Below are 25,296 nucleotides of genomic sequence, written 5' to 3' on the forward strand. Positions count from 1 at the left end.
CATTTGAAACGTCTTTTTCATCTAAATGCAGCCATTCTGCTTGTTTTATTCAGTTTGTTGACTGCGTTTCAGGTTCCTCAAGGAACAGCTCAAGCGGCATCATTCGTTGATGGGGAATACACAGTCGGATTCACTATTTTAAAAAATGGCACCACAGAAGCGTCCATGATGGATACCTATACAGAAAAGCCAGCTAAGCTGATTTTGGAAAATGGCAAGACAACAGCTTATGTCACACTGAAGCAAAGCCAAGAAATTACAGATTTCAAGGTTGAACAAAATGGTACTCTCGTCACCACTGAAACGGTTAGTGAGGATGAAACAACCAATACACGTGTGATCAAATTTGATGTGTCCGACTTATCATCAAAATTAAACGGCTGGGTGAAAATTTACTGGGATTTAGGCGGCTTTATTTATGACGAAGCATATGACGTACAAATTGTATTCGATCAAAGCAGCCTCACACTCGTTAAACCTGCAGAGTCAGGCGATAGTGAAACAACACCAGATGATCAAAACGGAACAACACCAGGCGATAGCGAAACAAAACCAGATGACCAAAACGGTACAAAGCCAGACGATAACGAAACAAAGCCGGATGATCAAAATGGTACAAAGCCAGACGATAACGAAACAAAGCCAGACGATCAACCGACAACACCGGGCAATAATAATGGCACAAAACCAGATGATTCCACGCAAAATCAATTAAAAGATGGCGTATATCGTATCAATTACAGTGTGCTAAAAGGGGATACGGATGATTCATCTCGAATGAGTGATTACTTCTCACATCCTGCATCCTTAACTGTCAAAAATGGAAAGCAAACCATTTCCTTTACGGTGAAGGATCATAAGTCTGTCGCTTCTTTGAAAACAGAGAAAGACGGTTCTTATCAAGAAGCCAAAACAGTCAGCAAGGATGAAGCAAAGAACACAAGAGTGGTTTCATTTGATGTAGATGATTTGAAAAAAGCGGTCAAAGGAAAAGTACACATTGTAGTAGCAGCCGCTAACTATGATCAAACCTACGATATTCGTTTTCAATTTGATTCAACAAGTATCGCTCCAGTGAAGGACGGGCAGGTAGAGGAAGAAAAACCAGCAGCACCAGAAACACCAAAACCAAACACACCATCACCAGAAACAAATAACAGCGGAGCAGATCAAGAGACGGCTCAGCTAAAAGATGGTGTATACAAACTTCCTTTCTCAATGAAGAAAGCAGACAAGGATGAGCTTTCTCGCATGAACGATTACGTTGTGAGTCCTGCGACACTGGTTGTGAAAAATGGCCGCCATTTCGTTTCATATACAGTGAAGAACAGCTCAGCGATCACGTCATTCCAAGTAGGAACAGGCGGAAAGTTTGAAGAGACACTTGTCGCGAAGACAGATCAAAAAGCAGATACACGCGTCATTCAATATGAAGCAAAAAGTTTAAGCGGAGCTCAGGCAGCACGCGTAAAGATTGATATTCCAGCTGCGAATTATCATGAACAGTACGATGTCAAACTTGTCTATGACACAAAAGGAATCGCTCTCGGTGAGGGAAGCGGAATTTCAACAGTCATTGGAGACGACGAGAATATCGGCTTTGTCAAAAATCCAAATGAGCAAGATACACAAACAAATCAACTTGAGAATTTAGCACCTGAGGAAACGGGTGCAGAGCAGATGACATTTACGCCAACAGATGATCAAACCAAATCTGAGTCTGGACAGCTGAATCCGAAAACGGGAGATACCTCTCTTCTTTGGATGTATATTCTTTTGTTCGGCGGGTCGTTATTCGTACTCGTCAGAAAATATCAAACACGGACAAGATAGACTGTATTTTAAGTGAGATGCGCCATTTATGTCGGCGCATCCACTCTCTTTTTTCGAAAGGAGGCTTCTGTTTTTGAAGCATCGAATGTTATGTACCTTGATCGCTGCCTTCAGTGTATGCATGATCTTATCGGGCTGCTCACAGTCAGCTGAAAGCTCAGCAAAAGGCAAGAAAAGCGCTGAATCAAGTGAGCGCATTGTAGCCACGACTGTAGCTGCTGCGGAGATCATGGATGCTTTAGAGGTGGATCTTGTCGGGGTGCCAACAAGTCAAAAATCCTTGCCAGCTCGTTACAAAGGACTGCCGGAAGTCGGCAACCCAATGAGCCCAGACATGGAAATCATCCAATCACTTCAACCGACAGATGTCCTGTCTGTCACAACCCTTCAATATGATTTAGAGACACCCTTTCAGCAAGCAGGTGTCCCTGCCACATACCTAAATCTCGAGAGCATGGCTAATATGGAGAAGGCTATCACGAAGCTCGGAGAACAGTATGACAGAAAGAAACAAGCCAAGCGCATTGTGTCTGACTTTGAGCAAAAAAAGAAAGATATACAAGAGAGAACGAAAGGAAAGCGCAAGCCGTCCGTTCTAATTTTACTTGGTGTGCCAGGCAGTTATTTGGTGGCGACAGAGAATTCATATATTGGTGATCTTGTGCGTATCGCTGGAGGAAAGAACATTGTGAGAGGCGAGAAAATGGAGTATTTGGCATCCAATACGGAGTATTTACAAAAAGCCAATCCAGATATCATTCTCCGGGCCGCACATGGGATGCCAGACGAAGTCGTCCGCATGTTTGATGAAGAATTCAAAACAAATGACATCTGGAAACATTTCAATGCGGTCAAACAAGACCGGGTGTATGACCTCGAAGAAAGCTTATTCGGGACAACAGGCAATTTAAAGGCAGCAGAAGCATTAGATGAATTGACTCGTATGTTGTATCCGTCATAAGCGGCGAATCTTAATGATAAAAGGACGTTCAAGATGAAAAAAACAGGGATTTTATTTCTGGTAGTCAGTCTCTTACTGATCTGCGTGTTTGTTTATTCTGCTATTACTGGGAGCATTCATGTCACCCCAATTGAATTACTGGAAGGGCTCATCACCGGTCAACATGCACAGGTAGAAATCATAAAAGATTTGAGAATTCCCCGCATGCTTATCGCGATGTTTACAGGGGCCGCCTTATCTGTCTCTGGTGTACTGCTGCAGTCGGTCATGAGGAATCCGTTAGCTGATGCCGGCGTCATTGGTATTTCATCAGGAGCCAGCTTCTTTTCATTAATGGCGATTACAGCGCTTCCTCAATTTTATTTCTACTCTCCTTTATTTTCGGTATTAGGCGGGGCTATTGCGTGTTTCCTCGTGTACGTCCTGTCTTGGAAGGGTGGTTTAAGCCCGATCCGCATGATCTTGGTTGGGATCGCCATCAATGCCATGTTTACTGGGATGGCTGAAGCATTTGTGACCATTTGCAGCTATTTCAATATCACGATTAATCAGTCAGGACAATCTAATCTCACGATGAAAACGTGGGGAGATGTCCGTTTAATCGGTGTCTATGGTGTCGCCGGTCTTGTCGTTGCACTCTTCTTCAGCAGATGGTGCAACCTCCTGGCTCTTCAGGACAAGACAGCGAAAAATTTAGGATTGCGTGTGACCAGAATGCGCCTTTTGATTTCCATCACAGCCGTTTTACTTGCGGCAGTGACAGCTGCAGTAGCGGGCGTGATAGCCTTTGTCGGCTTGCTCATTCCGCACATTTCAAGAAGGCTTGTCGGCTCGGATCACCGGGTACTGATTCCATTTTCTGCGTTAAGCGGGGCTTTGCTTATTTTGACGGCTGATACGCTTGGCAGGACGCTTGTGGCGCCAAATGAGATTCCTGCTTCTACGATCATGGCCGTGATTGGCGGGCCGTTTCTGATCTTTTTATTAAGAAGGGGGGACCGTCTCCATGGACATTCGTGAGGTGTCATTCTCATATGACCAGCAGAAGGACATCGTTCAATCGGTCACAACACAGATTGAAAAGGGGAAAATCACAACCATTATCGGTCCAAATGGGTCGGGAAAATCCACACTGCTTTCCTTGATGGCGAATAATCATTGTCCAAATAAAGGGCAGATTCACTTAGACGGGCAAGCGCTGAATGCGTTCAAGCCAAAGGAGCTGGCAAAAAAGCTCGCTGTCGTCCATCAGCAAAATGAAGCGCCGCTTGATTTAACGATCGAACGGGTCGTGGCATTCGGCAGAACGCCGTACCAGACGATGCGCGGAGGAGACAAGGAAGAGGATGAGAGAGCAATAGAGTGGGCGCTGTCCAGTACAAAGCTAACGGACAAACGAAAGGTGCCGCTCGCCTCACTGTCAGGTGGAGAGCGGCAGCGTGTATGGATTGCGATGGCACTTGCGCAAAAAACACCAATCCTTTTCTTAGATGAACCGACAACTTATTTGGATATTTACTATCAATTTGACATTCTTGAGCTGATCCGTGAGCTGAATGCCATGCATGGATTAACCATTGTCATGGTGCTGCACGACATGAATCAGGCTGTCCGCTACAGCGATATCATCATAGCGATGAAGGATGGACAGATTATCAGTGAAGGACAGCCAAACGTTGTGTTAACAGAGGAAAACGTGCGGCACATTTATGATGTGTCTGTCACGATTAGACAGGATGTAGAAACAGGGATGTACATCGTGCCTGTTGGTATATAAGCTGTGCAAAAAGCAGGTGAGACAGTGTGAAACGAGGAAAACGGCTCTGGCAGCGGATGCTGACGATTGTTTGTTTAGGAGTGTTTATTTATAGCGGTACAGCCATCGGCTTCGAACTTTTCGGTTATTATCAAAATCGCCAGGTGCTTGCAAAGGCCCAAACGATGTATGGACATGAAGAAGAAATGAATGAAAAACGGGAGCCGGGTAAGATCCGTTCGTCATTCGATGAGCTGCGGAAGGTGAATGAGGACATTGTTGGCTGGATCAATATGAAGGACACGATGATTCAGTATCCGATCGTTCAATCTCGCGATAATGCGTTCTACTTAACTCGCAATTATTTAAAAAACGACACCCGGGCAGGCAGTATCTTTATGGATTATCGTAATGATGTCCTGCATGAAAGCCCAAATACAGTCGTGTACGGCCATCGGATGAGGGATGGATCCATGTTCGCTGGACTCACAAACTATCTAAAAAAAGATTTCTTCCAAGAGCACCGGACATTTCAGTACGATACGCTGTATCAAAGCTATGAAGCGGAGATTTTTGCTGTGTATGAAACGACGGTTGACTTCGACTATATTCAAACCGATTTTCAAGATCTTGGCGAATATGCGCACTACTTGCAAGCTGTGCGGAAGAAATCAATCTATCAAACGAAGACAGACGTGTCCACAGATGACCTCATCCTCACCTTATCGACCTGTGATCATGTGCTTGCACCTAAAAACGGGCGTCTCGTGGTACAGGCAAAGCTAAAGAAAGTTTACTAGAAAAGGAGAGACAGGCGGTTGAAATTTTCACATGTGATCTTGGCGGGACTCGTCTTGATGCTTCTCCTCGGCGGATGCAGTCAGGCAGCACCTGTAGAGAAAGGGAGCGGGCAAGGAGCACTGAAGATAAAGGATTTTACCGGAAGAACGCTGTCGTTTGATGAATCCCCTCAGCGTATCGTCGCTTTGTCGTCTGGGGACATGAGTATTGTGTATGCTTTAGGCGGTGAGGTGGTCGGCCGGCCAACTGCCGAGTTACCAGACAGCTTACAAAAGGCAAAGTCCGTACAAACGATTGGCACAACGCATCAATTTGATGTAGAGCTGATCACAAGCTTAAAGCCTGATGTGGTGCTTGGAAATGAACAATTAAACAGCAAGGACATCTCTACAATAGAAGGAATTGGTTCACAGCTTCTTTTGACAAGCGCCAATTCAGTGAAGGACATCCAGCGTCAAATGACGTTATTTGGGGAGTTGCTTGGAAAACAGCAACAGGCTAAAGCACTCAATGATCAAATTGATGAGCGGAAAAAGCAGGTCAAGCAGCCTAAGAAAAAAGTGAAAACACTCGTTGTGTACGGTGCACCCGGCACATATATGGCGGCGCTTCCTCAATCCTTAAGCGGAGATTTACTGCATATCGCTGGGGGGGCAAACATCGCTGAGAATGAACCGGCACTCGAAAAATTCCCTCAATACGCCCAAATCAATGCAGAAAAGGTGATCGAAGCCGATCCTGATCTCATTCTGCTCATGACACACAGCAATCCTGAAGATGTGAAAGCGGGCTTTATGAGTGAAATGAAACAGAATGCAGCATGGCACGATGTATCAGCTGTCAAAAATGGCCGTGTGGAGATTCTGCCTAGTGATTTATTCGGGACGAATCCAGGCGCAGACGTGATAAAGGCGATTGATGAACTAGAGAAGAGATTGAAGCGATTGTCATCATGAAGATGAATGCAGAGTTAGATTTTCAAAAAAGACAGTCGAGACGAAGATGGCTTATACCGGGACTGCTTTTCTCGCTAGGTGTGGGCATATGTCTAGGGCTTGCATTAGGTTCTGTTCAATTATCGCTGCCAGATTTGATCGCTGCTTTGACGGGATCAGGCCAGCCTGTCCATGAAAAAATCGTCATTGATTTACGCCTGCCGCGCGTTCTCATAGGTTTCATCGTCGGGGCCTGTCTCGCAGCATCAGGGGCCATTTTACAAGGAGTCGTCCGAAATCCACTCGCTGACCCCGGGATCATCGGTGTGACCGCCGGCGGCGGGTTAGCTGCTGTACTCAGCATGATTGTGTTTCCGCAATTCACATATTTGCTTCCAGCAGCTGCCTTCCTTGGCGCTTTATTAGCGGCACTTGTTGTGTATATGTTGTCGTTTGATCAAGGGGTTTCACCACTGAAATTGATTCTGGCAGGAGTGGCAGTCAATGCCCTGCTTGGTGCAGTCATGAATGGGTTTATGGTGCTTTATAGTGAGCGTGTGCAGGCTGTTCTGCCTTTTTTATCAGGAGGATTAAATGGACGAAGCTGGCATCATCTGAGCTTTGTGTCACCCTATGCGCTTGCTGGATTGTGTCTTTGTTTTTTTGCAATCAAGCCGGCAAATCTTCTTTTGCTTGGTGATGAGTCAGCGCAGCTGCTCGGACTTAGAGTCGAGCGAACCCGATTTTTCTTAATTGCACTGGCGGCGCTTTTGGCGGGTGCAGCTGTCAGTGTGAGCGGTTTAATTGGATTTGTCGGTCTTGTCGTCCCTCATTTTATCCGCCTTTTAATTGGAGATGACTACCGGTACCTGCTTCCGATCTCAATGCTTGGCGGCGGCGTACTTGTGGTCTTTGCTGATACAGCAGCACGGGTATGGTTTACACCGGTTGAACTGCCTGTTGGTATCCTGCTTGCCTGTATCGGTGCACCTTTCTTCCTCTATTTATTAAAAAAGAAAGGGAGGGGTTAAGTTGGATGTGATTGCGATGGATGACGTGAGTCTCAGTCAAGGAGGCTTTCGGCTGTCGTCTATATCAGCAGCTGTGCCTAAAGGAAGTGTAACAGGAATTATTGGACCGAATGGGTCAGGGAAGTCGACGTTTATTAAAGCGGCCGCACGTCTTACGTCGATTGAGAGCGGCATGATTTATATTCACGATATACCGCAAAAAGAAATGACAGCACAGGAGATTGCACAGGAAATCGCCGTTCTGATGCAGACGAGAACTGCCATCCCATCGATGACAGTACGTGAGCTGGTCGCACTTGGACGCAGTCCGCATCGTTCGATCTGGAAAAAGAGCTCGAAGACAGATCAGGAAGCGATAGAGTGGGCGCTTGATGTGACAAATAGCCGCGTGAATGAAAACAGGATGCTGCATACATTGTCAGGCGGAGAAAGGCAGAAAGCGTATATTGCAATGGCACTGGCGCAGAAGACAGAGACGATTATTCTGGATGAGCCTACCACTTACTTAGATATTGCGCATCAGCTTGATTTACTTGAGCTGCTCAAACAGCTGAATGAAACGCATGGGATCACCATTTTAATGGTTCTCCATGACCTGCAGCAGGCAGCAAAATATTGTGACCGCCTGATTGCGATGAAGCGTGGTCAGGTTTACCAAATAGGGACACCAAACGAAGTATTAACAGAAAACTTTTTCAAAGAGGTCTTTGGGATTCAGGCAGAGGTTCACCTAGATGGAGAGCATCCGCTCATTATCCCAATCGCTTCGATCCAACAACAAAAGGGAGATGAATCAAACATGATCATTGTAAACAACCAGGTTAGAGTAGAAAAAGGCAGTGCAGACCACCTTGTTAAGCGTTTTAACAAGCAGGGACAAGTAGAATTCATGGAAGGATTTTTAGGCATGGAAGTCTGGGTCACGCAGCAGACAACCGATTACGATGAGGTGACCATTCATACCCGCTGGAATCGAAAAGAAGACTTTGTGAACTGGACAAAATCTCAGGCATTTGGAGATGCACACGCTCACGGAAAAGCGAAACCTGAAGGCCTATTAAAAAACAAAATTACGTACTATGAAGTCCAAGTGACAAGACCTGCTTTACAGAAAAAAGCTTAAAATAGAAACACAGCGCTGCGGCTCACATGCAGCGCTATTTTTTTTGCAGTTGTTTATTTCCCGTCACATATTCTTGACAAAGTATTCAAACAACTGACACAATACCATCCAAATTTTAGGTAAAATTTACTTTATTTTTGAAGCGTATGGGTGTAAAGTACAGGTATAAATAACTAACCGAATGAAAAGCAAGAGTAAAATTTCACCGAGTGAACCATTTCAAATGGACTTTTATTTGTGAAATGTTGAACAAATAGTGAACATTTTGTGAAATGGTGAGCATGAATCGTTCGGCATGTGAAAGTAAGGGAGGATGTAAGGCTGTGAGTGAGCTGTTTTTAGCAAGATTTCAATTTGCTTCAACGACATTATTTCATTTTATTTTTGTTCCTATGTCAATAGGTTTGGTGTTTATCGTCGCATTGATGCAGACCCTTTATGTCGTCAAGAAAAAAGACATCTATAAAAAGATGGCGAAGTTTTGGGGTCACCTGTTCTTACTTAACTTTGCAGTAGGTGTGGTAACAGGGATTCTGCAGGAATTTCAGTTTGGGATGAACTGGTCAGATTATTCAAGGTTTGTCGGTGATGTTTTTGGTGCACCGCTTGCCATTGAAGCGCTGCTCGCCTTTTTCCTTGAATCTACATTTATTGGACTTTGGATATTTGGCTGGGATCGTCTGCCGAAGAAGATTCATTTATTGTGCATTTGGCTGGTTTCCCTTGGTACGATCTTTTCGGCGTTTTGGATTTTACTCGCTAACTCATTTATGCAGGAGCCAGTTGGATTTGCCATTAAAAATGGCCGTGCAGAAATGAATGATTTTGGCGCTCTTGTGACGAACCCGCAGCTTTGGGTTGAGTTCCCTCACGTTCTGTTTGGTGCGCTGGCAACAGGAGCTTTCTTTATTGCAGGAGTTAGTGCCTATAAAATGATCAAAAAACAAGAAATCGCCTTTTTCAAAAAATCATTCCAGATTGCGATGGTCCTCGCTTTAATTTCTGGCTTAGGTGTAGCGTTTTCTGGACATGATCAAGCGAAGCACTTAATGAAATCACAGCCAATGAAGATGGCAGCAAGTGAAGCCCTTTGGAAGGATAGTGGAGATCCAGCAGCTTGGACACTATTTGCCAACATTGACACAGATAAAAAAGAAAACTCTGCGGAGATCAATATTCCGTTTGCTTTAAGTTATTTGGCATATTCGAAGTTCAGTGGAGATGTTCCAGGCATGCTGACACTTCAAAAAGAATATGAAGCAAGGTTTGGTCCTGGAGACTATATTCCGCCAGTGAAAACAACATTCTGGAGCTTTAGAATCATGGTCGGTGCCGGAATGCTGATGATTTTTGCTAGTATGATTGGTTTGTACTTGAGCTTTAGAAAGAAACTCGAAACAAACAAATGGTTTTTACGCTTCATGGTAGGGATGATTGCGTTCCCGTTTATTGCGAATTCAGCCGGCTGGATCATGACTGAAATTGGGCGTCAGCCGTGGACCGTCTTTGGTATGATGACGACGGCTCAATCGATTTCACCGAACGTATCGTATGGCATGCTGTTGTTCTCAGTCATTAGCTTTACGACGATGTATCTGATTCTTGCCATCTTGCTCGCATACCTATTCATTCGAGAAATTAAAAAAGGTGCACATTCTGAAGAGGATACAGATCAAAAGGATGAAACGGACCTGTCTACAGATCCATTTGATGGAGGCGCATATCATGGCATATCTTAACGAGATTTGGTTTATTCTTGTCGCAGTATTGTTTGTTGGATTTTTCTTTTTAGAAGGATTTGATTTTGGTGTCGGGATGTCCATGCAGCTGCTTGGAAAGGACGCGCACGAGCGCCGCATTTTAATCAATACGATTGGTCCTTTCTGGGATGCGAATGAGGTCTGGCTGATTACAGCTGGCGGAGCTATTTTCGCTGCATTTCCTCACTGGTATGCCACGATGTTCAGCGGATACTATATTCCGTTTGCGGTTCTCCTCTTAGCGCTCATTGGGCGCGGCGTCGCCTTTGAATTCCGAGGGAAGGTTGAAAAAGCCTCTTGGATCAAGGCGTGGGATTGGGTGATCTTCTTTGGCAGTCTGCTTCCGCCGTTTTTGCTCGGTGTGTTATTCACGAGTATTTTACGCGGGATGCCAATTGATCAAGACATGAACATGTACGCTGGTTTTACGGACTTTGTTAATCTTTACTCAGTGATCGGCGGGTTAGCTGTGACGGTTCTTTGCCTGCTGCATGGCTTGATTTTCGTCACACTTCGTACAGAGGGTGACTTAAGAGATCGTGCAAGAAAACTAGGCCAGCGTGTCCTGCTCATTGCACTCCCTGTTCTTGTTATATTTGTCGGTGTGTCCATCATTGAAACAGACATTTATACCGTACGCCCGATTATCACCATTCCGTTAACTGTGCTGATTGTGGTTTGTTATGTAGCTGCTCTTGTTTTGATGAGAAAAGAACGTGATGGCTGGACATTCTTATTCACAGGCGCAGGCATCATGGTGACGGTGTCCATGCTGTTCACTGCATTGTTCCCGCGCGTTATGATTAGTTCGATCGACCATTCGTTTGATCTCACGATTCAAAACGCTGCATCTGGATCTTATTCACTGACGGTCATGACGATTGTTGCCGTTTCTTTGCTGCCCTTTGTGCTTGGGTATCAAATTTGGAGCTATTATGTCTTCCGTAAACGTGTAAGCGGTAAGGAGCCAATGACCTACTAATGGATAAACGTTTGCTTCAATTAAAAGGAATGAGAGGGCTTCTTGCCCTCTTAGGTATTGTGTCACTCATCCAAGGAGCAAGTATTATTTTCCAAGCACAGTGGCTGGCACATGCCATTACAACGCTGTTTGACGGGAAAAGCCTCTCGCAGGCAACGCCTTATGTCCTGCTGTTTCTTGCTGCCTTTCTTGTGCGGCACGGTCTCACCTTGATTCGGGAGAAGGTCATGTTTACCTACTCTTCCCGAATTGGAGCAGACGTCAGAAAGCAGCTGCTAGACCAACTCTTTCGATTAGGGCCTGCCTTTGCAAAGAAAAAAGGGACAGGAAAGCTTGTCACATTAGCAATGGAAGGAATTGCTCAATACCGTCAGTATTTACAGCTGTTTTTGCCGAAAATGGTGAACATGGCAGTCATTCCGGCAATGGTCCTTATCTATGTGTGGACATTAGATGAAACATCGGCCGTCATTTTAATTGTGACGCTGCCGATTTTAATTATTTTTATGATTTTGCTAGGCCTTGTCGCTCAGCGTAAAGCGGCCAAACAATGGAGATCGTATGAGAAATTATCCAATCATTTTACTGACTCTCTCCGAGGCCTTGAGACGCTGCGTTACTTAGGTATCAGCAAAAAACACTCCCGTAATATTGCGGAGGTGTCAAAGCGGTATCGAAAAGCGACCATGAGCACACTGAAGGTCGCCTTTCTATCATCATTTGCGCTCGATTTCTTTTCGATGCTATCGATTGCAACCGTCGCTGTTTTTCTTGGCTTGCGATTAATTGAAGGAGAGCTTCTGTTATTGCCGGCTTTGACGGCGCTGATGCTGGCGCCGGAGTATTTCCTTCCGGTACGTGAAGTGGGAAATGATTATCATGCAACGTTAAATGGAAAAGAAGCGAATGAAGCCATGCAGGTCATTTTGGAAGAAAAAGGATTCCGCGCGCAGGAGACACAATTCGTCAAGCTGAATAAGTGGGATGAACAATCCGTGCTCACGCTGCAGGATGTTTATGTCCAGCATGATGAACTTGCCCCTTATTCCATTCAGGATGTAGATCTCACTGTCAAAGGGAAGAAAAAAATCGGCATCATTGGTGCCAGTGGTTCAGGGAAATCGACGTTAACCGATGTCCTCGGCGGCTTTGTTGAACCGTCTTCGGGTCAAATCACGCTAAACGGCCAGCCGCTTGGTCATCTACAGATGAAGGAATGGCAAAAGGAAGTTGTCTATATGCCGCAGCACCCCTATTTATTTCACATGACATTAAGAGAAAACATTCGTTTTTATGAACCAAATGCAGCAGAGGAAGAAGTGGAAAGAGCGGTGCATGAAGCTGGCTTATCTCAGCTGGTTACGCAGCTGCCAAACGGACTGGATGAGGTCATTGGAGAACAAGGAAGAGAGTTAAGCGGCGGACAGGCGCAAAGAATTGCGCTTGCTCGAACTGTGCTGGGCCAGCGTTCCATTATGCTGTTAGATGAACCAACGGCGCATCTCGATATTGAAACAGAGTATGAATTGAAGAAAACAATGCTTCCACTGTTTGAACATAAACTTGTGTTCTTAGCGACACACAGACTCCATTGGATGCCGGACATGGATGAAATCATTGTCATGGATCAAGGAACCGTCGCAGAAATGGGGACACATGAATCATTAATGCAAAGAAAAGGCGTGTATTATCAATTGGTACAGGAGCAAATGGGGGCGGTCACACATGGTCAGTAAAGGCTGGTTTATACCTTATATCAAGGAGAATCAAAAGCTGTTTGCCTTGGTTTTATTTTTAGGAGCCATTGCGGTATTCTCTGCTTCTATGCTGATGTACACGTCGGGATTTCTCATTTCAAAAGCCGCGACAAGACCTGAGAATATACTCATGGTCTACGTCCCGATTGTGGCTGTACGTACCTTTGGTATATCGCGCTCTGCTGCCCGATATGCAGAAAGGCTGGCAAGCCATCAGCTCATTTTGACAATGATTGAAAAAATGCGTGTACGCCTCTATGACATGGCTGAACGAAGTGCCAAACAGACTAAGCTTGGGACAGGTGAAATGCTTGGTCTCTTGTCAGATGATGTGGAAAGATTGCAGGACGCTTATTTAAAAACCATCTTTCCATCTATCGGTGCACTGCTTTTATATGCCGCATCCATTGGCGCACTTGGCCTTTTCTCATGGCCTTTTGCTGGACTGATGCTGCTTTATATGGCGCTTCTCGTATTCGTTTTCCCATACGTCACAGTGCTTGTGAACCGGGCAAGACAAATTCAAATGAAAAAAGGCAGAAATGAACTGTACAGCCATTTAACAGATGCAGTCATGGGCGTTAGTGACTGGCTGTTCAGCGGCAGGCAGAAAGATTTTGTGGATGGTTATGAACAAAAAGAAGCGCAGCTGTTAGCGCTTGAAGCAGCCAAACACCGATTTATCCGCGTTCGTCAATTTTTGGCACAGCTCTTGATTGGAGGAGCTGTCGTGCTTGTCGTGTATTGGAGCGGCTCGGTCGTTCAGTCAGGATCCATGTCACACACACTGATTGCAGCCTTTGTGCTTGTGCTGTTTCCGTTAACAGAAGCCTTTCTTCCGCTGTCAGATGCGGCAGGTGATATTCCCGTTTATCAGCATGCTGCCAGCAGATTACATCATTATGAAAAGCAGTCATATGAAGGAGAAACTGAGAGTGAGGCAGTGGCTCAGTCAACCCTTTCTCACGATGAAGCGGTCTGTTTTGATCAAGTGTCCTTTCGGTATGACACGCATCAATATGTACTTCAAGACCTGTCCTTTTCTCTAAAGCAAGGGGAATCACTCGCGCTCTTAGGAAAAAGCGGTGCAGGCAAATCGACCATTTTAAAGTTGTTAGAAGGGGCAGTCGTTCCAAATCAAGGAGCTGTCAGCATTCAAGGAAAACCGGTTCAAAGCATTCAAGAGAAGGTCTCTGCCTATGTGTCTGTACTCAATCAACAGCCTTATTTATTCGATACGTCTGTTTTAAACAATATTCGTTTAGGATCTCCAGAGGCGACAGAAGAACAGGTAAAAGAAGCAGCAAGACAAGTGCAGCTGCATGATTACATTGAGTCTTTGCCAGAAGGTTATCATACAGGTGTTCAGGAGACAGGGGTTCGATTTTCAGGTGGAGAAAGACAGCGTATGGCGTTAGCTCGAATATTGCTTCAGGACACGCCGGTTGTTGTATTAGATGAACCGACCGTCGGGCTTGATCCGCGGACAGAGCGTGAATTGCTGGAAACCATCTTCCGTGTGTTAAAAGGGAAAACAGTTATTTGGATTACCCATCACCTGACTGGCTGTGAGGCGTGTGACCGCATCATGTTTATTGAAGACGGGCGTATTGAGATGCAGGGTCAGCATCAGGATTTACTAAAAGAAAACACGCGTTATCAAAAGCTGTATGAAATGGATCGTCCGTTTTCTACAATATAAATGAATGAAATGATAAGAACGTTCGGACAGGAAATCTCTGTCCGAACGTTTTGAGGTTTAAGGGTTTACTTTACCAACACCTGTATTTGATATCACTTCTGATTTGACATTGTTCACGTTAAGCAAAGAGTAGTTATAAGGAGGGTTATACGTACCTGTTGAAGACGTTGGCAGACTGCCTGTACTGTTAATATAAGAGTTGTTGATGACATGCCATGTCCCAACTTGACTGCTGTCCCAGCTTCCGATCGCATTATTGGTGTTTTCAAATACGTTGTGTTCAATTCTCATCTTCGCGCCCATACGTGAGTTAATCGCTGTTGCTAGGATGTTTTTGTAATAGTTGTTATACACATGGCCTTCCCCGAAGCGCATAGACGGTACACGAGAGTTCAGGTTTTCAAAGCGGTTGTTATGGAACGTAATTTTACGATTGTAGTTATCGTTATCGGAGCTGCCCATGAGCATTGTTTTCCAGCTGTCATGTACATAGTTCCACGAGAAGGTGATGTAGTCAGAGTCATTCTTCACATCAAATAAACCATCGTAGTCATCTTTCCCAGAATTCAATGTGTTGTACAGTTCATTATGATCAACCCATATGTTTTTAGCGCCGCCTTCAATTCCGATGGCATCTTTGTCACCGATTTTGCTGTGATGGATCTTCAAGTTGCGGATGATGATGTTATTGGCACGCCATACTTTAATGCCAATCCCATTGAATTCGCCGTTCGTCCCTTTACCGACGATCGAGACATTATTTGTATCTTTCACATCGATTTTATTGGCTGATGTATTAGAAGGGGTAATCGTCCCGTCTACAACAATTTTTAATTTTTCATTTGTTCCTTTATTTTTGAGAGCAGCCAATAATTCATTTCCAGTTTTGACTGTCACGGTTTTACCGCCTTCACCGCCTGTTGTACCGCCATTTAATGTGGAGAAGCCTTGTTGATTAAAGTTGGCCATAATAGAAGGGCTTTCTGGGTATTTGGCTGCTGCCTTTGCCTCCCCGTTTGGTGCAAATAATGAAGTGACGAGACCAACAGCTAATACACCGGCTAACATTGGAACTTTTCTCTTCAAAGTCAACATCTCCATTCTATTTTGTTTTAATGTAAACGTTTCCAAAATAAGCTGTGATTCAACCAATTCTCCTTTCTTCACAAGCATCGCCTCATTCGGAATGTAGGAAGAGCATAGCATGCAAAAAGGTATCATCGGCTAAGAATAGACGCAGCGTATTCCATGATTTTCTAGGAAGCTAAGCCAATGATTATTTCATTTTCATCTTCATGAGATAAGGACCATTGACGATAGGTATGAGGATGACTTCATGATTATGGAGAGAAGGCTCTCCGTTTGGTAGAAAAACAAGATGATTACGAACGCATCATTTTGTTAGAGAAGAAGGAATGCCATAATCATTACATAAGAAAAAATTGGATATAAAACGAAAATCATAGGAGATATGCTAAAAAATAAGGTCTATTTTAAACGATATTGCCATCCGTGTCGTCTCATGAATAAGAGAAGAAAAGAAAGGAGGGGCGTGTTTGGAGCAGACAGAAGAGACATTATTGATTCAGCGGGCAAAACAGGGAGATGATGCTGCGTTTACAGCCCTTTATCGGCATCACTATTCCTTTCTTTATCGATATATGTTGAAGCTGACCCTTCAACAAGAGCTGGCAGAGGAAATCATGCAAGAAACGATGCTGAAAGCGTATATGAAACTTTCTTCATTTAGAGGAGATGCCTTATTTTCAACCTGGCTCATTTCGATTGCATCTAGGCAATTTTTAGATCACCAGAAGAAAAGAAAACGTGAACAAATGAGAGAAGGAAAAGCGAACCAGGAGGCCATACGCCGCTTTAAATGGGACGTTCAGCAAAAGGGGAACACATGGCATGACATGTGGGATGCTTTAAATGAATTAAAGGCTCAGGAGAGAGCGCCGATTATTCTGCACTATTATTATGGCTTTACTTATCCAGAAATTGCTTCAATGCTCGGAATGAGAGAAGGCACTGTGAAATCGAGGGTTCATCACGGATTAAAGAAAATTCGAAAGGAGTGGGATTTATGAAGGAAGATCGTTTGACCGAACGTTTAAAAGAAGAGCTGCGGCAGCTAGACGAACAAATTGAAGTGGAAAAGCCAAGTGAGCAGGCTGTCATGATGATGCTGAAACAGGCGAAGGAACAAGAGAAAAGGCGTTTTAAACAAGAAGTACTGGCATACATTCTGATCAGTTTGACCATTCTGGCACTCTTTGCAGCTGCCATTACCCATTTGCCTATCATCTTCATTCTTCTCCAAATAGTGAGCGTACCCGTTTGCTTTATTGTTGGCTACAAGGAATATCAGCATATCAAAGGAGGGTCTTCCTTATGAGTCAGACGGAAATGATCATCTTATTGTGCGTATTGCCGTTATTGTTTGCACAGGGCTTTCTTTTATTTATGGATGCAAAGAAAAGAGGGCGTTACAAGTGGTTTTGGGGCATTGTCGGTCTCATTAACTTTCCATCGTCTTCTATTTTATATTGGCTTTGTGTCGTGTTACCTGATCGAAAAAGAGGCGGGAAGCTCCGAAAAGATTGAGTGCATCCGATCAAACTTTTGACCCTTTTTTCAATGGAAAACCAGCTAGAAATTCAGCATGATTCATGTATTTGTCAAAGAAAACGGGACGAGAAACATCCGCGTGTTCATTTCTAGCACATTAGTCATTCCTTGAGCGCTTATTTTTAAGACAATCGCTGCGGCTGCTTGATCTATCTCAATTCGGCATCATTTTCATCTGTTATCAATATTGATCAGATTTTACAATTGGTGTTAAATTAATCTCAATATGCGTTAGAAAATCTAACAATTAAAAGTGTGGAGATATCTACAAGGAGGCAGATGCGACATGTTGACCTTAGATCGAGCAGCACAAACAGCACAAAGCTACATCCACCGTGTGTTAGAAGAGGTGGAAAAACGAAATCCCGGCGAGGAGGAGTTCCAGCAAGCCGTAAAAGAAATTTTGGAATCACTCGTCCCAGTTTTTGCGAAGCACCCAGAGTATGAAAAACAGGGCATTTTAGAACGACTCATTGAGCCTGAGCGGCTTGTGGTATTTCGAGTGCCATGGGTAGACGATGAGGGCAAAGTACAAGTCAATCGAGGATTTAGGGTTCAATTCAATAGTGCCATCGGTCCTTATAAAGGAGGCATTCGTTTTCATCCAACCGTTAATGCAAGCATTATCAAATTTTTAGGGTTTGAACAAATCTTTAAAAACGCACTGACTGGTATGCCGATTGGCGGAGGGAAAGGCGGATCTGATTTTGACCCTAAAGGAAAGTCTGATGGGGAAATCATGCGTTTCGTTCAAAGCTTTATGAGTGAACTCGGCCGATATATTGGGCCTGATCAAGATGTGCCAGCAGGTGATATTGGTGTAGGAGCACGCGAAATTGGCTATATGTTCGGACAGTACAAGAAAATGCGCGGTGCTTATGAAGCGGGTGTACTCACGGGGAAAAGCCCTGGATTCGGAGGCAGCTTAGCGAGAAAAGAGGCGACAGGCTACGGACTGGTGTATTTCATGGAGGAAATGCTGAAAGCACATGGGCTCCAATTTGAAGGGCGTTCAGTTGTTGTGTCGGGCTCAGGAAATGTGTCTATTTATGCAATGGAAAAGGTAATTGAATTAGGCGGTAAGGTTGTGGCTTGCAGTGATTCAAGCGGAGCGATTTATGATCCTCAAGGGATTTCACTTGAGACGATCAAGCAGCTCAAGGAAGTCGAGAATCAGCGGATTGGGGCATACATAGACATTCACCCGCATGCTGAATTAATTGAAGATTGCGAACAAATTTGGTCCGTTCCTTGTGATATTGCGCTGCCGTGTGCAACACAAAATGAAATATCAGAGGCGCATGCACAGCAGCTTGTGGCAAATGGTGTCATCGCTGTAGGAGAGGGAGCCAATATGCCATCCACTCTTAAGGCGGTCAAAGTATTTGAAGAGAATCGTATTTTATTTGCGCCAGCAAAAGCGGCCAATGCTGGAGGAGTAGGTGTATCAGCACTGGAAATGGCACAAAACAGTGCAAGAATATCTTGGACATTTGAAGAAGTAGATGCTCAGCTGAAACAAATGATGCAGTCTATTTATCGTCAGTGTACAGAGACAGCAGACGAATATGGACACTCAGGGAACATCATGGTTGGAGCAAATATTGCAGGATTTCGTAAAGTGGCAGATGCCATGATCGCACAAGGCGTGATTTAACTCCTGCTCTCCCGCACCTGTTTATTTCATGACAAGATGGGGAATCGTCCTTTAAGAATGACAATAAGGAGGCGCGGGAGAAATGAAAAAATGGCTGAAACAAATTGTCAAATGGGCACCTGTGATTTATCCATTGGTGAGAAAAATATATAAAGAGCGAAAAGCATCTAAACGTCGTAACGTATCAGCCGGATAATCCGGCTTTTTTTTATGCAAACATACAGAGCCTGTGTTGTAAGAAAAAAATAATAGAATCGAATGATCTATTTTCTCCCTCTCTCCGTTAAGTACATAACAAACGGAAAGAGGAGGAAATAAAAGATGAACATGAAGAAAGCAATGTTAACCATTCCACTGAGCGCAGCGTTACTATTCCCAGCGGCTCATAGCGCAAGTGCACACGAAGGACATATGCATGGGGAGGCGAAGAAGACGCCTTCGTCACAAGAGGTGTCAAATAAAGCAACAGATCTCCGAGCAGCACTAGATCAGCTGTTTTCAGAGCATGCCTATTTAGCAGTGATCACGATGCAAAAAGGAATTGACGGCAGTAAAGACTTCGATCAGGCAGCGGCGGCTTTAAATGACAACACGAATGACTTATCAGATGCAATTGCCTCCGTGTATGGAAAAAAAGCAGGCAAACAATTCAAGGACATTTGGTCAAGTCATATCGGCTACTTTGTTGACTATGTACAAGCCACAGCGAAAAAAGATGATGCAGGTAAAAAGAAAGCGATGAAGCAGCTTGATCAATATCGAATGAAACAAGCCGATATGCTCGATCAAGCAACAGGCGGCAGACTAAAAGCAAGTGAGCTTGAAGAAGGCTTGAAGATGCATGTGAATGAACTGCTAAAAGCGTTTGACAGCTACACTGAAAAGGATTTTGATACGACTTATGAAACGGTTAGAAAATCCATTCATCATATGTTTGAGGTAGGAAAAGGCGTGTCATGGGCCATCACAGATCAATTTCCTGGGAAATTTGATCAAAAGTCAGTGGATACACCAGCAGCGGATCTTCGTGAAGATTTAAACTACTTGTTCTCAGAGCATTTGGCGCTTGCGGTAGTTGCCATGCAAAAAGGAAATGATGGCAGCAAGGACTTTGAGCAAGCAGCAGCGGCTTTAAATGAAAACACAAATGATTTATCTGATGCGATTGCATCTGTTTATGGTAAGGATGCAGGAAAACAATTCAAAGACATTTGGTCAAGCCATATCGGTTATTTAGTTGATTATGTCAAAGCGGATGCATCAGGGGATGATCAAGCAAAAGAAAAGGCTGTCAAAGACTTAGATGCGTATCGAATGAAGCAAGCGAAATTCCTAGATCAAGCAACAGATGGACGTTTAAAGGCAGCGGATTTAGAGGCTGGTTTGAAAACACATATTGATGAGCTGATCAAAACATATACATCTTACCATAATGGCGAATATGATCAGCTTTATCCGACTGTGAGAGAGGCTTACGGTCATATGTTCATGGTTGGTCAGGATGTCGCAGCAGCGATTGTTGATCAGCATCCTGAGCTGTTCAAATCTAACATGCCTAATGAAATGCCGAAAACAGGTATGGGAGGCACAGCCGGTCCTTTAGGCATGTCCTATGAAGCATTTGCGGGAATGATCGCTAGTTTAATCCTAGCAGGCGGTGCAGCCGGTGCATTTTTCCTCTATCGCCGTAAGGCATCAAATTCTAACTCATAAAGACAGATGGGAACGTGCACAATCGTGCCGTTCCTTTCTTCAAAAGGAGGCCGGCTTAGATGAAGAATTGGCTGCTCAGTATTCTTTCGCTTCTCATCATCACAGGCTGTTCATCACAGTCAATGGATGAATCGTCATCCTCAAAAAACATACCAGTTTCTAATGAAATGACCACACATCAAGCTGAGAAAGAAAACCACTCACACGATACATTAAAAGACGAGCCGTCTGGCATTGTACCAGCTGAAATCGCCATTCCTGCGATTGATGTCAAAGCAAAAGTGGAGAAAACAGCTTTATCAAAGGATGGCAGTATGGGGGTCCCTCAGGATACAGACAACACGGCTTGGTTTGAAGATGGTCCAAAGCCGGGAGATAAAGGGAATGCCGTCATGAACGGCCATGTAGATAATAAATGGGGTCCATCGGTTTTTTATCGATTAAAGGAGCTAAAAAAGGGAGACAAGGTGACCGTCACGTCCTCATCAGGAAAAAAGCGAACGTTTGAAGTCATAAAAGTAAGAAGCTATCCGCGTGAAGAGAAGCCTAATGCGTTTTTTGGATACGCCTTTACACGGAATCTCAATTTAATCACTTGTACAGGGACATTTGATCATGTAGCAGGTACGCATGAAAAAAGATTGGTTGTCTTTACCCAGCTGATCTCTTCATAAAGAAGGCGGGTACACGATGGTGTACGCCTTTTTTTCGTGGTTTTCGCAAGTATCTTTGAAAAAGATTCATAGGACATTAGATATGGTTAGTTGTATAAATAGGGGCATTTGTCATATAAATGAGTTGGCAATTTTTATTTCTTTTCAGTAGAATATGAGTAATGAAGAGAACTGCAAGCGTATACAACCTGTCCAGACAAGGCAGATTCTCCATCCCTACATAAGGAGGCCGATCTGATGCTGAGTAAAAGACTGGCGCACATCTTAAGTCAGCTCATGGCAGCTGAGACCCCGCTCACAAGCGCTGCACTTTCTGCCAGTTTACAAGTGACAAGCCGCACCATTCGTACAGACATCAAGGAACTGAACGACCGTCTTGCCCCTTATCAAGCGGCAGTAACAGCTGTTAGAGGAGCTGGTTATGAGCTGTTGATCAACGATGAGAATGCCTTTCGCCGTTTTATGAAGGAGGAGGTCGAGCAGGAAGAGCCGCTTGCTGTGCTGCCAGAGGAGCGTGTTCGGTTTATTTTAAAAAGGCTTCTTTTGGCAGAATCCTATGTGAAGCTGGAGGATTTACAGGAGCAGCTGTTTATTAGTAAATCAACGATGAGCAACGATGTGAAATCGGTCAAACGTAAGCTGGAGCCCTTTGATCTGAAGCTGGAAGCGAAGCCAAGCAAAGGCTGCCGGATCAAGGGATCAGAGATGAAAATCCGTTATTGTATGTCAGAATATTTATTCAATGAACGTCGTTCTTATCAAACGATGCTGAACACAGCAGTCACGATTTTGCCAAAGCATGAACTCGAATTGATTCAGAAAACAATGATCAATTATATCAATGAGGAAGGTATGAATCTATCAGACATTTGCATGAATAATTTAATCGTTCATGTCGCCATTGCCTGCAAACGAATTAGACACGGAAACTATGTATCTGTTCTTCCAGAGGAAATCAGCGAAATTCCCCGGGCAAAGGAATATAAGGTCGCTAAAAAAATGGTGGAGCGTCTTGAAGGGCTGCTGGATGTCTCATTTCCACAAGAGGAAATCGTCTATATCGCCATTCATTTGCTAGGAACAGCCAAAATGGTACAGTCCTTTTCTTCGAGCGGTCAAAAACAAATTGTAGATGATGACACGAGCCGGCTTGTACAGCTCATGCTGAAAGCCATTGATCAAAAATTGCAGCTTGATTTAGCCGGCGATACGGAACTAATGATTGGACTCAGTCTGCACTTAAAGCCTGCGATAAACCGCTGTAAATATGGAATGAACTTAAGAAATCCGATGCTTGATGAAATAAAAGCGGGGTATCCCCTTGCTTTTGAAGCGGGGATTATCGCCAGCAGGGTTCTTGAAGAAGAGGAGGGGCTGAGTATCCATGAGAATGAAATCGGATATATGGCGCTTCATTTTGGTGCGGCTTTAGAGCGGAGGAAAATGGAGATCCCGCCGAAGCGGTGTCTCATTGTTTGTGCGTCTGGTGCAGGGAGTGCAAGGCTGCTGCAGGATCGTTTGCGTTCACAATTTGGATCAAAGCTGACCATTTTAGGAACAGCAGAGCTATATTCGCTGCCGCATGTCTCTTTACATGCCCTGGATTTGATTATTACAACGATTCCAATTCATATGGAATTACCGGTTCCAGTCATTCAAGTGAACACCATTTTGGGAGGCGGCGATTTTTTAAAAATTGAAGAAGCCCTGACGAGTGAAACAAGGGTGACATTGGCCTCGCAATATATGAAAAAGGAATTGGTTTTTACAAAACGGGCCTTTCACACAAAGGAAGAGGTCATCACCTTTTTAACGCAAAAAGTCATCGATATGGGATTAGCGCCAGCTGAGCTCACACCATCTGTCATGGAAAGAGAAGAGGCTGCTCCTACCTCTTTTGGACATTATACGGCGATTCCGCACCCGATGACGCCGCTGACAGATGAGACGTTTTGGGCGATATGTACATTAGAAAAACCAATCATTTGGGGAGAGAAAAAGGTTCAATTTGTCTGCCTGCTTTGTGTCGAAAAAGAGAATGCCAAAGATTTAAAAGGCATGTACCGCCTGCTTGGGGAGCTTGTGCATAATGTGAAATTCATTCATCACCTGATCGCCTGTGATACATTTGAAGACATGCTTGATATCATGTATAAAAAGGCTCCTTCGTACAAGAACTAACTGTGTGATATTAACTTTTTCCGCTTCCTAAAGGAAAAAGTATGGGTGTTTATGAAAGCGGTTTCATAATATGATGAATGTGTAAAGAATAGCTTCACACTTTGAAAAGGGGGCGTTTACACATGAACATCTTATTGGTTTGCGCAGCAGGTATGTCCACAAGCTTACTTGTCACAAAAATGGAGAAAAGCGCACAAGAACAAGGAAAAGATTATCGTATTTGGGCAGTATCTGGAGATTCTGCGAAAAATCATATTGATCAAGCCGATGTGCTTTTATTAGGACCTCAGGTTCGATATTTATTACCGCAAATGAAAAAGCTCGGAGAAGAAAAAGGAATACCAGTAGACGTCATTAATACCGTGCATTATGGCGTATGTAATGGCGCCGAGGTTTTAAAATCTGCTGAACAGCTAGTGAACGGATAAAGGGGGCGGAGGGGATGAATGGATTCAACCGATTTCTAGAAGAGAAGGTCATGCCGTTTGCAGGGAAGATTGCCGCTCAAAGACATTTACAAGCATTGCGTGACGGAATTGTTTTAACGATGCCTCTCATTATTGTCGGTTCACTGTTTCTCATTTTAGCCAACCTTCCGATCCCAGGATACAGCGATTTTATGGCAAGTATCTTCGGAGCAGAATGGGCCACGAAACTATCCTATCCTGTGAATGCAACCTTTGACATTATGGCACTTGTTGCAACCTTCGGGATTGCTTACAGGCTAGCTGAAAAGTATGCCGTTGATGCACTATCATCTGGTGCGATCGCTGTTGCGGCTTTCCTTTTGGCTACTCCATATCAAGTACCTTTCACACCTGAAGGCTCAACAGAAGCTATCCTAGTGGGCGGGGGCATTCCTGTCACACTGATGGGCAGTAAAGGTTTATTCGTTGCCATGATTATTGCCATGCTTTCAACCGAAATTTACCGCTTTATTGTACAGCGGAACATCGTCATCAAAATGCCTGATGGTGTACCGCCAGCAGTCAGTAAATCGTTTATTGCACTTATTCCAGGTTTTGTGGTCATCACACTGATCTGGGTCGCTAGACTTGTGATTGAGATGACACCTTTTGAGAGTATTCATAATATCATCACGGTCTTAATTGGTACACCGCTTTCCATTCTTGGTGGCAGCTTAGGCGGCAGTATCGTTGCAATGGGTGTGCAAATGCTCCTATGGGCATGTGGTATTCACGGAGCAACCATTGTCGGTGGCGTCATGGGGCCAATTTGGCTCGGTGCAATGGATGAGAACCGTCTTGCATTCCAAGCAGGAGAAGTGCTGCCGAATATTTTCACAGCGCAGTTCTTTGAAATCTTCATCAACGTCGGCGGAAGCGGTGCAACGCTAGCTTTGGTGCTGACCATGATCTTACGTGCCAGAAGTAAACAAATGAAACAGCTTGGCCGCCTTGCCATTGGGCCAGCCATCTTTAACATCAACGAACCGATCATTTTTGGAATGCCGATTGTGATGAACCCAATGCTCCTCATTCCGTTTATCCTTACGCCAATCATGATGATCATCACCACATATATCGGAATGAGCACAGGGCTTGTGGCAAAACCGGCAGGGATCGCTGTCCCATGGACCATGCCGCCAATCATTTCAGGCTATCTCGCAACAGGAGGCAAAATCTCTGGTGCTGTCATGCAGCTGATTAACCTTGCGCTGTCATTTGCTCTATACTATCCATTCTTTAGAATGTGGGATAAGCAGAAATTCAAAGAAGAAAGTGAGCTAGAAACAAAAGCATCAACTGATGAAAATGTCGTCAGCATGTAATAGAGGG

At 44.2% G+C, this 25,296-nt stretch carries 23 protein-coding genes; 22 read left to right on the forward strand and 1 reads right to left on the reverse strand.

What is annotated here, in order from left to right; translation table 11 throughout:
• The first annotated feature begins 3 nt into the window (after positions 1–3).
• The 12 genes from ACLGGR_RS06160 (at position 4) to cydC (ending at position 14,641) form a co-directional block, all read left to right on the forward strand.
• Positions 4–1,833 carry an NEAT domain-containing protein gene (locus ACLGGR_RS06160; RefSeq protein ID WP_410972706.1) on the forward strand — a complete coding sequence of 610 codons (1,830 nt, stop codon included), beginning with the start codon at positions 4–6 and terminating at the stop codon, positions 1,831–1,833.
• A gap of 73 nt (positions 1,834–1,906) precedes the next feature.
• Entirely contained in the window at positions 1,907–2,794 is an 888-nt protein-coding gene (gene isdE / locus ACLGGR_RS06165; RefSeq protein ID WP_340869056.1) for a heme ABC transporter substrate-binding protein IsdE, read from the forward strand.
• Between the two features lie 33 nt (positions 2,795–2,827).
• On the forward strand, positions 2,828–3,814 hold the full coding sequence (locus ACLGGR_RS06170; RefSeq protein WP_142946166.1) for a FecCD family ABC transporter permease: 987 nt from the start codon (positions 2,828–2,830) through the stop codon (positions 3,812–3,814).
• Entirely contained in the window at positions 3,801–4,571 is a 771-nt protein-coding gene (locus tag ACLGGR_RS06175; protein WP_410972707.1) for an ABC transporter ATP-binding protein, read from the forward strand. The genes ACLGGR_RS06170 and ACLGGR_RS06175 overlap by 14 nt, the downstream gene beginning before the upstream one ends.
• 26 nt (positions 4,572–4,597) lie before the next feature.
• Positions 4,598–5,350 (forward strand): class B sortase, encoded by a 753-nt coding sequence (srtB, locus tag ACLGGR_RS06180; protein WP_142946168.1) that lies wholly within the window; start codon positions 4,598–4,600, stop codon positions 5,348–5,350.
• An 18-nt stretch (positions 5,351–5,368) separates the two neighbouring features.
• Positions 5,369–6,307, forward strand: a complete 939-nt coding sequence (locus tag ACLGGR_RS06185) for an ABC transporter substrate-binding protein (protein ID WP_251216156.1) — start codon at positions 5,369–5,371, stop codon at positions 6,305–6,307.
• The gene (locus tag ACLGGR_RS06190) at positions 6,304–7,317 is read left to right on the forward strand and encodes a FecCD family ABC transporter permease (RefSeq protein WP_410972708.1); all 1,014 of its coding nucleotides are present in this window, start codon (positions 6,304–6,306) and stop codon (positions 7,315–7,317) included. Before ACLGGR_RS06185 ends, ACLGGR_RS06190 begins: the two co-directional genes overlap by 4 nt.
• 7 nt (positions 7,318–7,324) lie before the next feature.
• Complete coding sequence (gene isdG, locus ACLGGR_RS06195; RefSeq protein WP_274382408.1) at positions 7,325–8,440, forward strand: heme oxygenase; 1,116 nt, start codon at positions 7,325–7,327, stop codon at positions 8,438–8,440.
• A gap of 323 nt (positions 8,441–8,763) precedes the next feature.
• Positions 8,764–10,179 carry a cytochrome ubiquinol oxidase subunit I gene (locus ACLGGR_RS06200; protein WP_251216155.1) on the forward strand — a complete coding sequence of 472 codons (1,416 nt, stop codon included), beginning with the start codon at positions 8,764–8,766 and terminating at the stop codon, positions 10,177–10,179.
• The gene (gene cydB / locus ACLGGR_RS06205) at positions 10,166–11,182 is read left to right on the forward strand and encodes a cytochrome d ubiquinol oxidase subunit II (protein ID WP_251216154.1); all 1,017 of its coding nucleotides are present in this window, start codon (positions 10,166–10,168) and stop codon (positions 11,180–11,182) included. The genes ACLGGR_RS06200 and cydB overlap by 14 nt, the downstream gene beginning before the upstream one ends.
• Positions 11,182–12,918 (forward strand): thiol reductant ABC exporter subunit CydD, encoded by a 1,737-nt coding sequence (cydD, locus tag ACLGGR_RS06210; protein WP_410972709.1) that lies wholly within the window; start codon positions 11,182–11,184, stop codon positions 12,916–12,918. The genes cydB and cydD overlap by 1 nt, the downstream gene beginning before the upstream one ends.
• A complete protein-coding gene (cydC, locus tag ACLGGR_RS06215; protein WP_410972710.1) occupies positions 12,908–14,641 on the forward strand; it encodes a thiol reductant ABC exporter subunit CydC in 1,734 nt (577 codons plus the stop codon). Before cydD ends, cydC begins: the two co-directional genes overlap by 11 nt.
• Before the next feature lie 57 nt (positions 14,642–14,698).
• On the opposite strand, the gene ACLGGR_RS06220 is transcribed toward cydC, so the two are convergent.
• A complete protein-coding gene (locus ACLGGR_RS06220) occupies positions 14,699–15,736 on the reverse strand; it encodes a pectate lyase family protein (RefSeq protein WP_251216306.1) in 1,038 nt (345 codons plus the stop codon).
• A 461-nt stretch (positions 15,737–16,197) separates the two neighbouring features.
• On the opposite strand from ACLGGR_RS06220, the gene sigY reads away from it, so the two are divergent.
• From sigY to celB, 10 genes are all read left to right on the forward strand, one after another.
• Positions 16,198–16,731: an RNA polymerase sigma factor SigY gene (sigY, locus tag ACLGGR_RS06225; protein ID WP_251216151.1), complete on the forward strand. Its 534-nt coding sequence runs from the start codon at positions 16,198–16,200 to the stop codon at positions 16,729–16,731.
• Positions 16,728–17,039: a YxlC family protein gene (locus tag ACLGGR_RS06230; RefSeq protein WP_410972711.1), complete on the forward strand. Its 312-nt coding sequence runs from the start codon at positions 16,728–16,730 to the stop codon at positions 17,037–17,039. The genes sigY and ACLGGR_RS06230 overlap by 4 nt, the downstream gene beginning before the upstream one ends.
• Positions 17,036–17,248, forward strand: a complete 213-nt coding sequence (locus ACLGGR_RS06235; protein WP_039182469.1) for a hypothetical protein — start codon at positions 17,036–17,038, stop codon at positions 17,246–17,248. The genes ACLGGR_RS06230 and ACLGGR_RS06235 overlap by 4 nt, the downstream gene beginning before the upstream one ends.
• A 310-nt stretch (positions 17,249–17,558) precedes the next feature.
• A complete protein-coding gene (gene gdhA / locus ACLGGR_RS06240) occupies positions 17,559–18,929 on the forward strand; it encodes an NADP-specific glutamate dehydrogenase (protein ID WP_024423873.1) in 1,371 nt (456 codons plus the stop codon).
• An 82-nt stretch (positions 18,930–19,011) separates the two neighbouring features.
• Positions 19,012–19,125, forward strand: a complete 114-nt coding sequence (locus tag ACLGGR_RS06245; RefSeq protein WP_223251037.1) for a hypothetical protein — start codon at positions 19,012–19,014, stop codon at positions 19,123–19,125.
• A gap of 125 nt (positions 19,126–19,250) precedes the next feature.
• On the forward strand, positions 19,251–20,642 hold the full coding sequence (locus tag ACLGGR_RS06250; protein ID WP_410972712.1) for a copper amine oxidase: 1,392 nt from the start codon (positions 19,251–19,253) through the stop codon (positions 20,640–20,642).
• 59 nt (positions 20,643–20,701) lie between these two features.
• On the forward strand, positions 20,702–21,316 hold the full coding sequence (locus ACLGGR_RS06255; protein ID WP_251216147.1) for a class F sortase: 615 nt from the start codon (positions 20,702–20,704) through the stop codon (positions 21,314–21,316).
• 237 nt (positions 21,317–21,553) lie between these two features.
• On the forward strand, positions 21,554–23,497 hold the full coding sequence (locus tag ACLGGR_RS06260) for a BglG family transcription antiterminator (RefSeq protein WP_410972713.1): 1,944 nt from the start codon (positions 21,554–21,556) through the stop codon (positions 23,495–23,497).
• A 122-nt stretch (positions 23,498–23,619) separates the two neighbouring features.
• Positions 23,620–23,925: a PTS sugar transporter subunit IIB gene (locus tag ACLGGR_RS06265; RefSeq protein WP_003214824.1), complete on the forward strand. Its 306-nt coding sequence runs from the start codon at positions 23,620–23,622 to the stop codon at positions 23,923–23,925.
• A 14-nt stretch (positions 23,926–23,939) separates the two neighbouring features.
• Complete coding sequence (gene celB, locus ACLGGR_RS06270; RefSeq protein ID WP_410972714.1) at positions 23,940–25,289, forward strand: PTS cellobiose transporter subunit IIC; 1,350 nt, start codon at positions 23,940–23,942, stop codon at positions 25,287–25,289.
• Positions 25,290–25,296: the final 7 nt, after the last annotated feature.

It is taken from the genome of Bacillus sp. BD48 (assembly GCF_046566805.1).
Taxonomy (GTDB): domain Bacteria; phylum Bacillota; class Bacilli; order Bacillales; family Bacillaceae; genus Bacillus; species Bacillus safensis.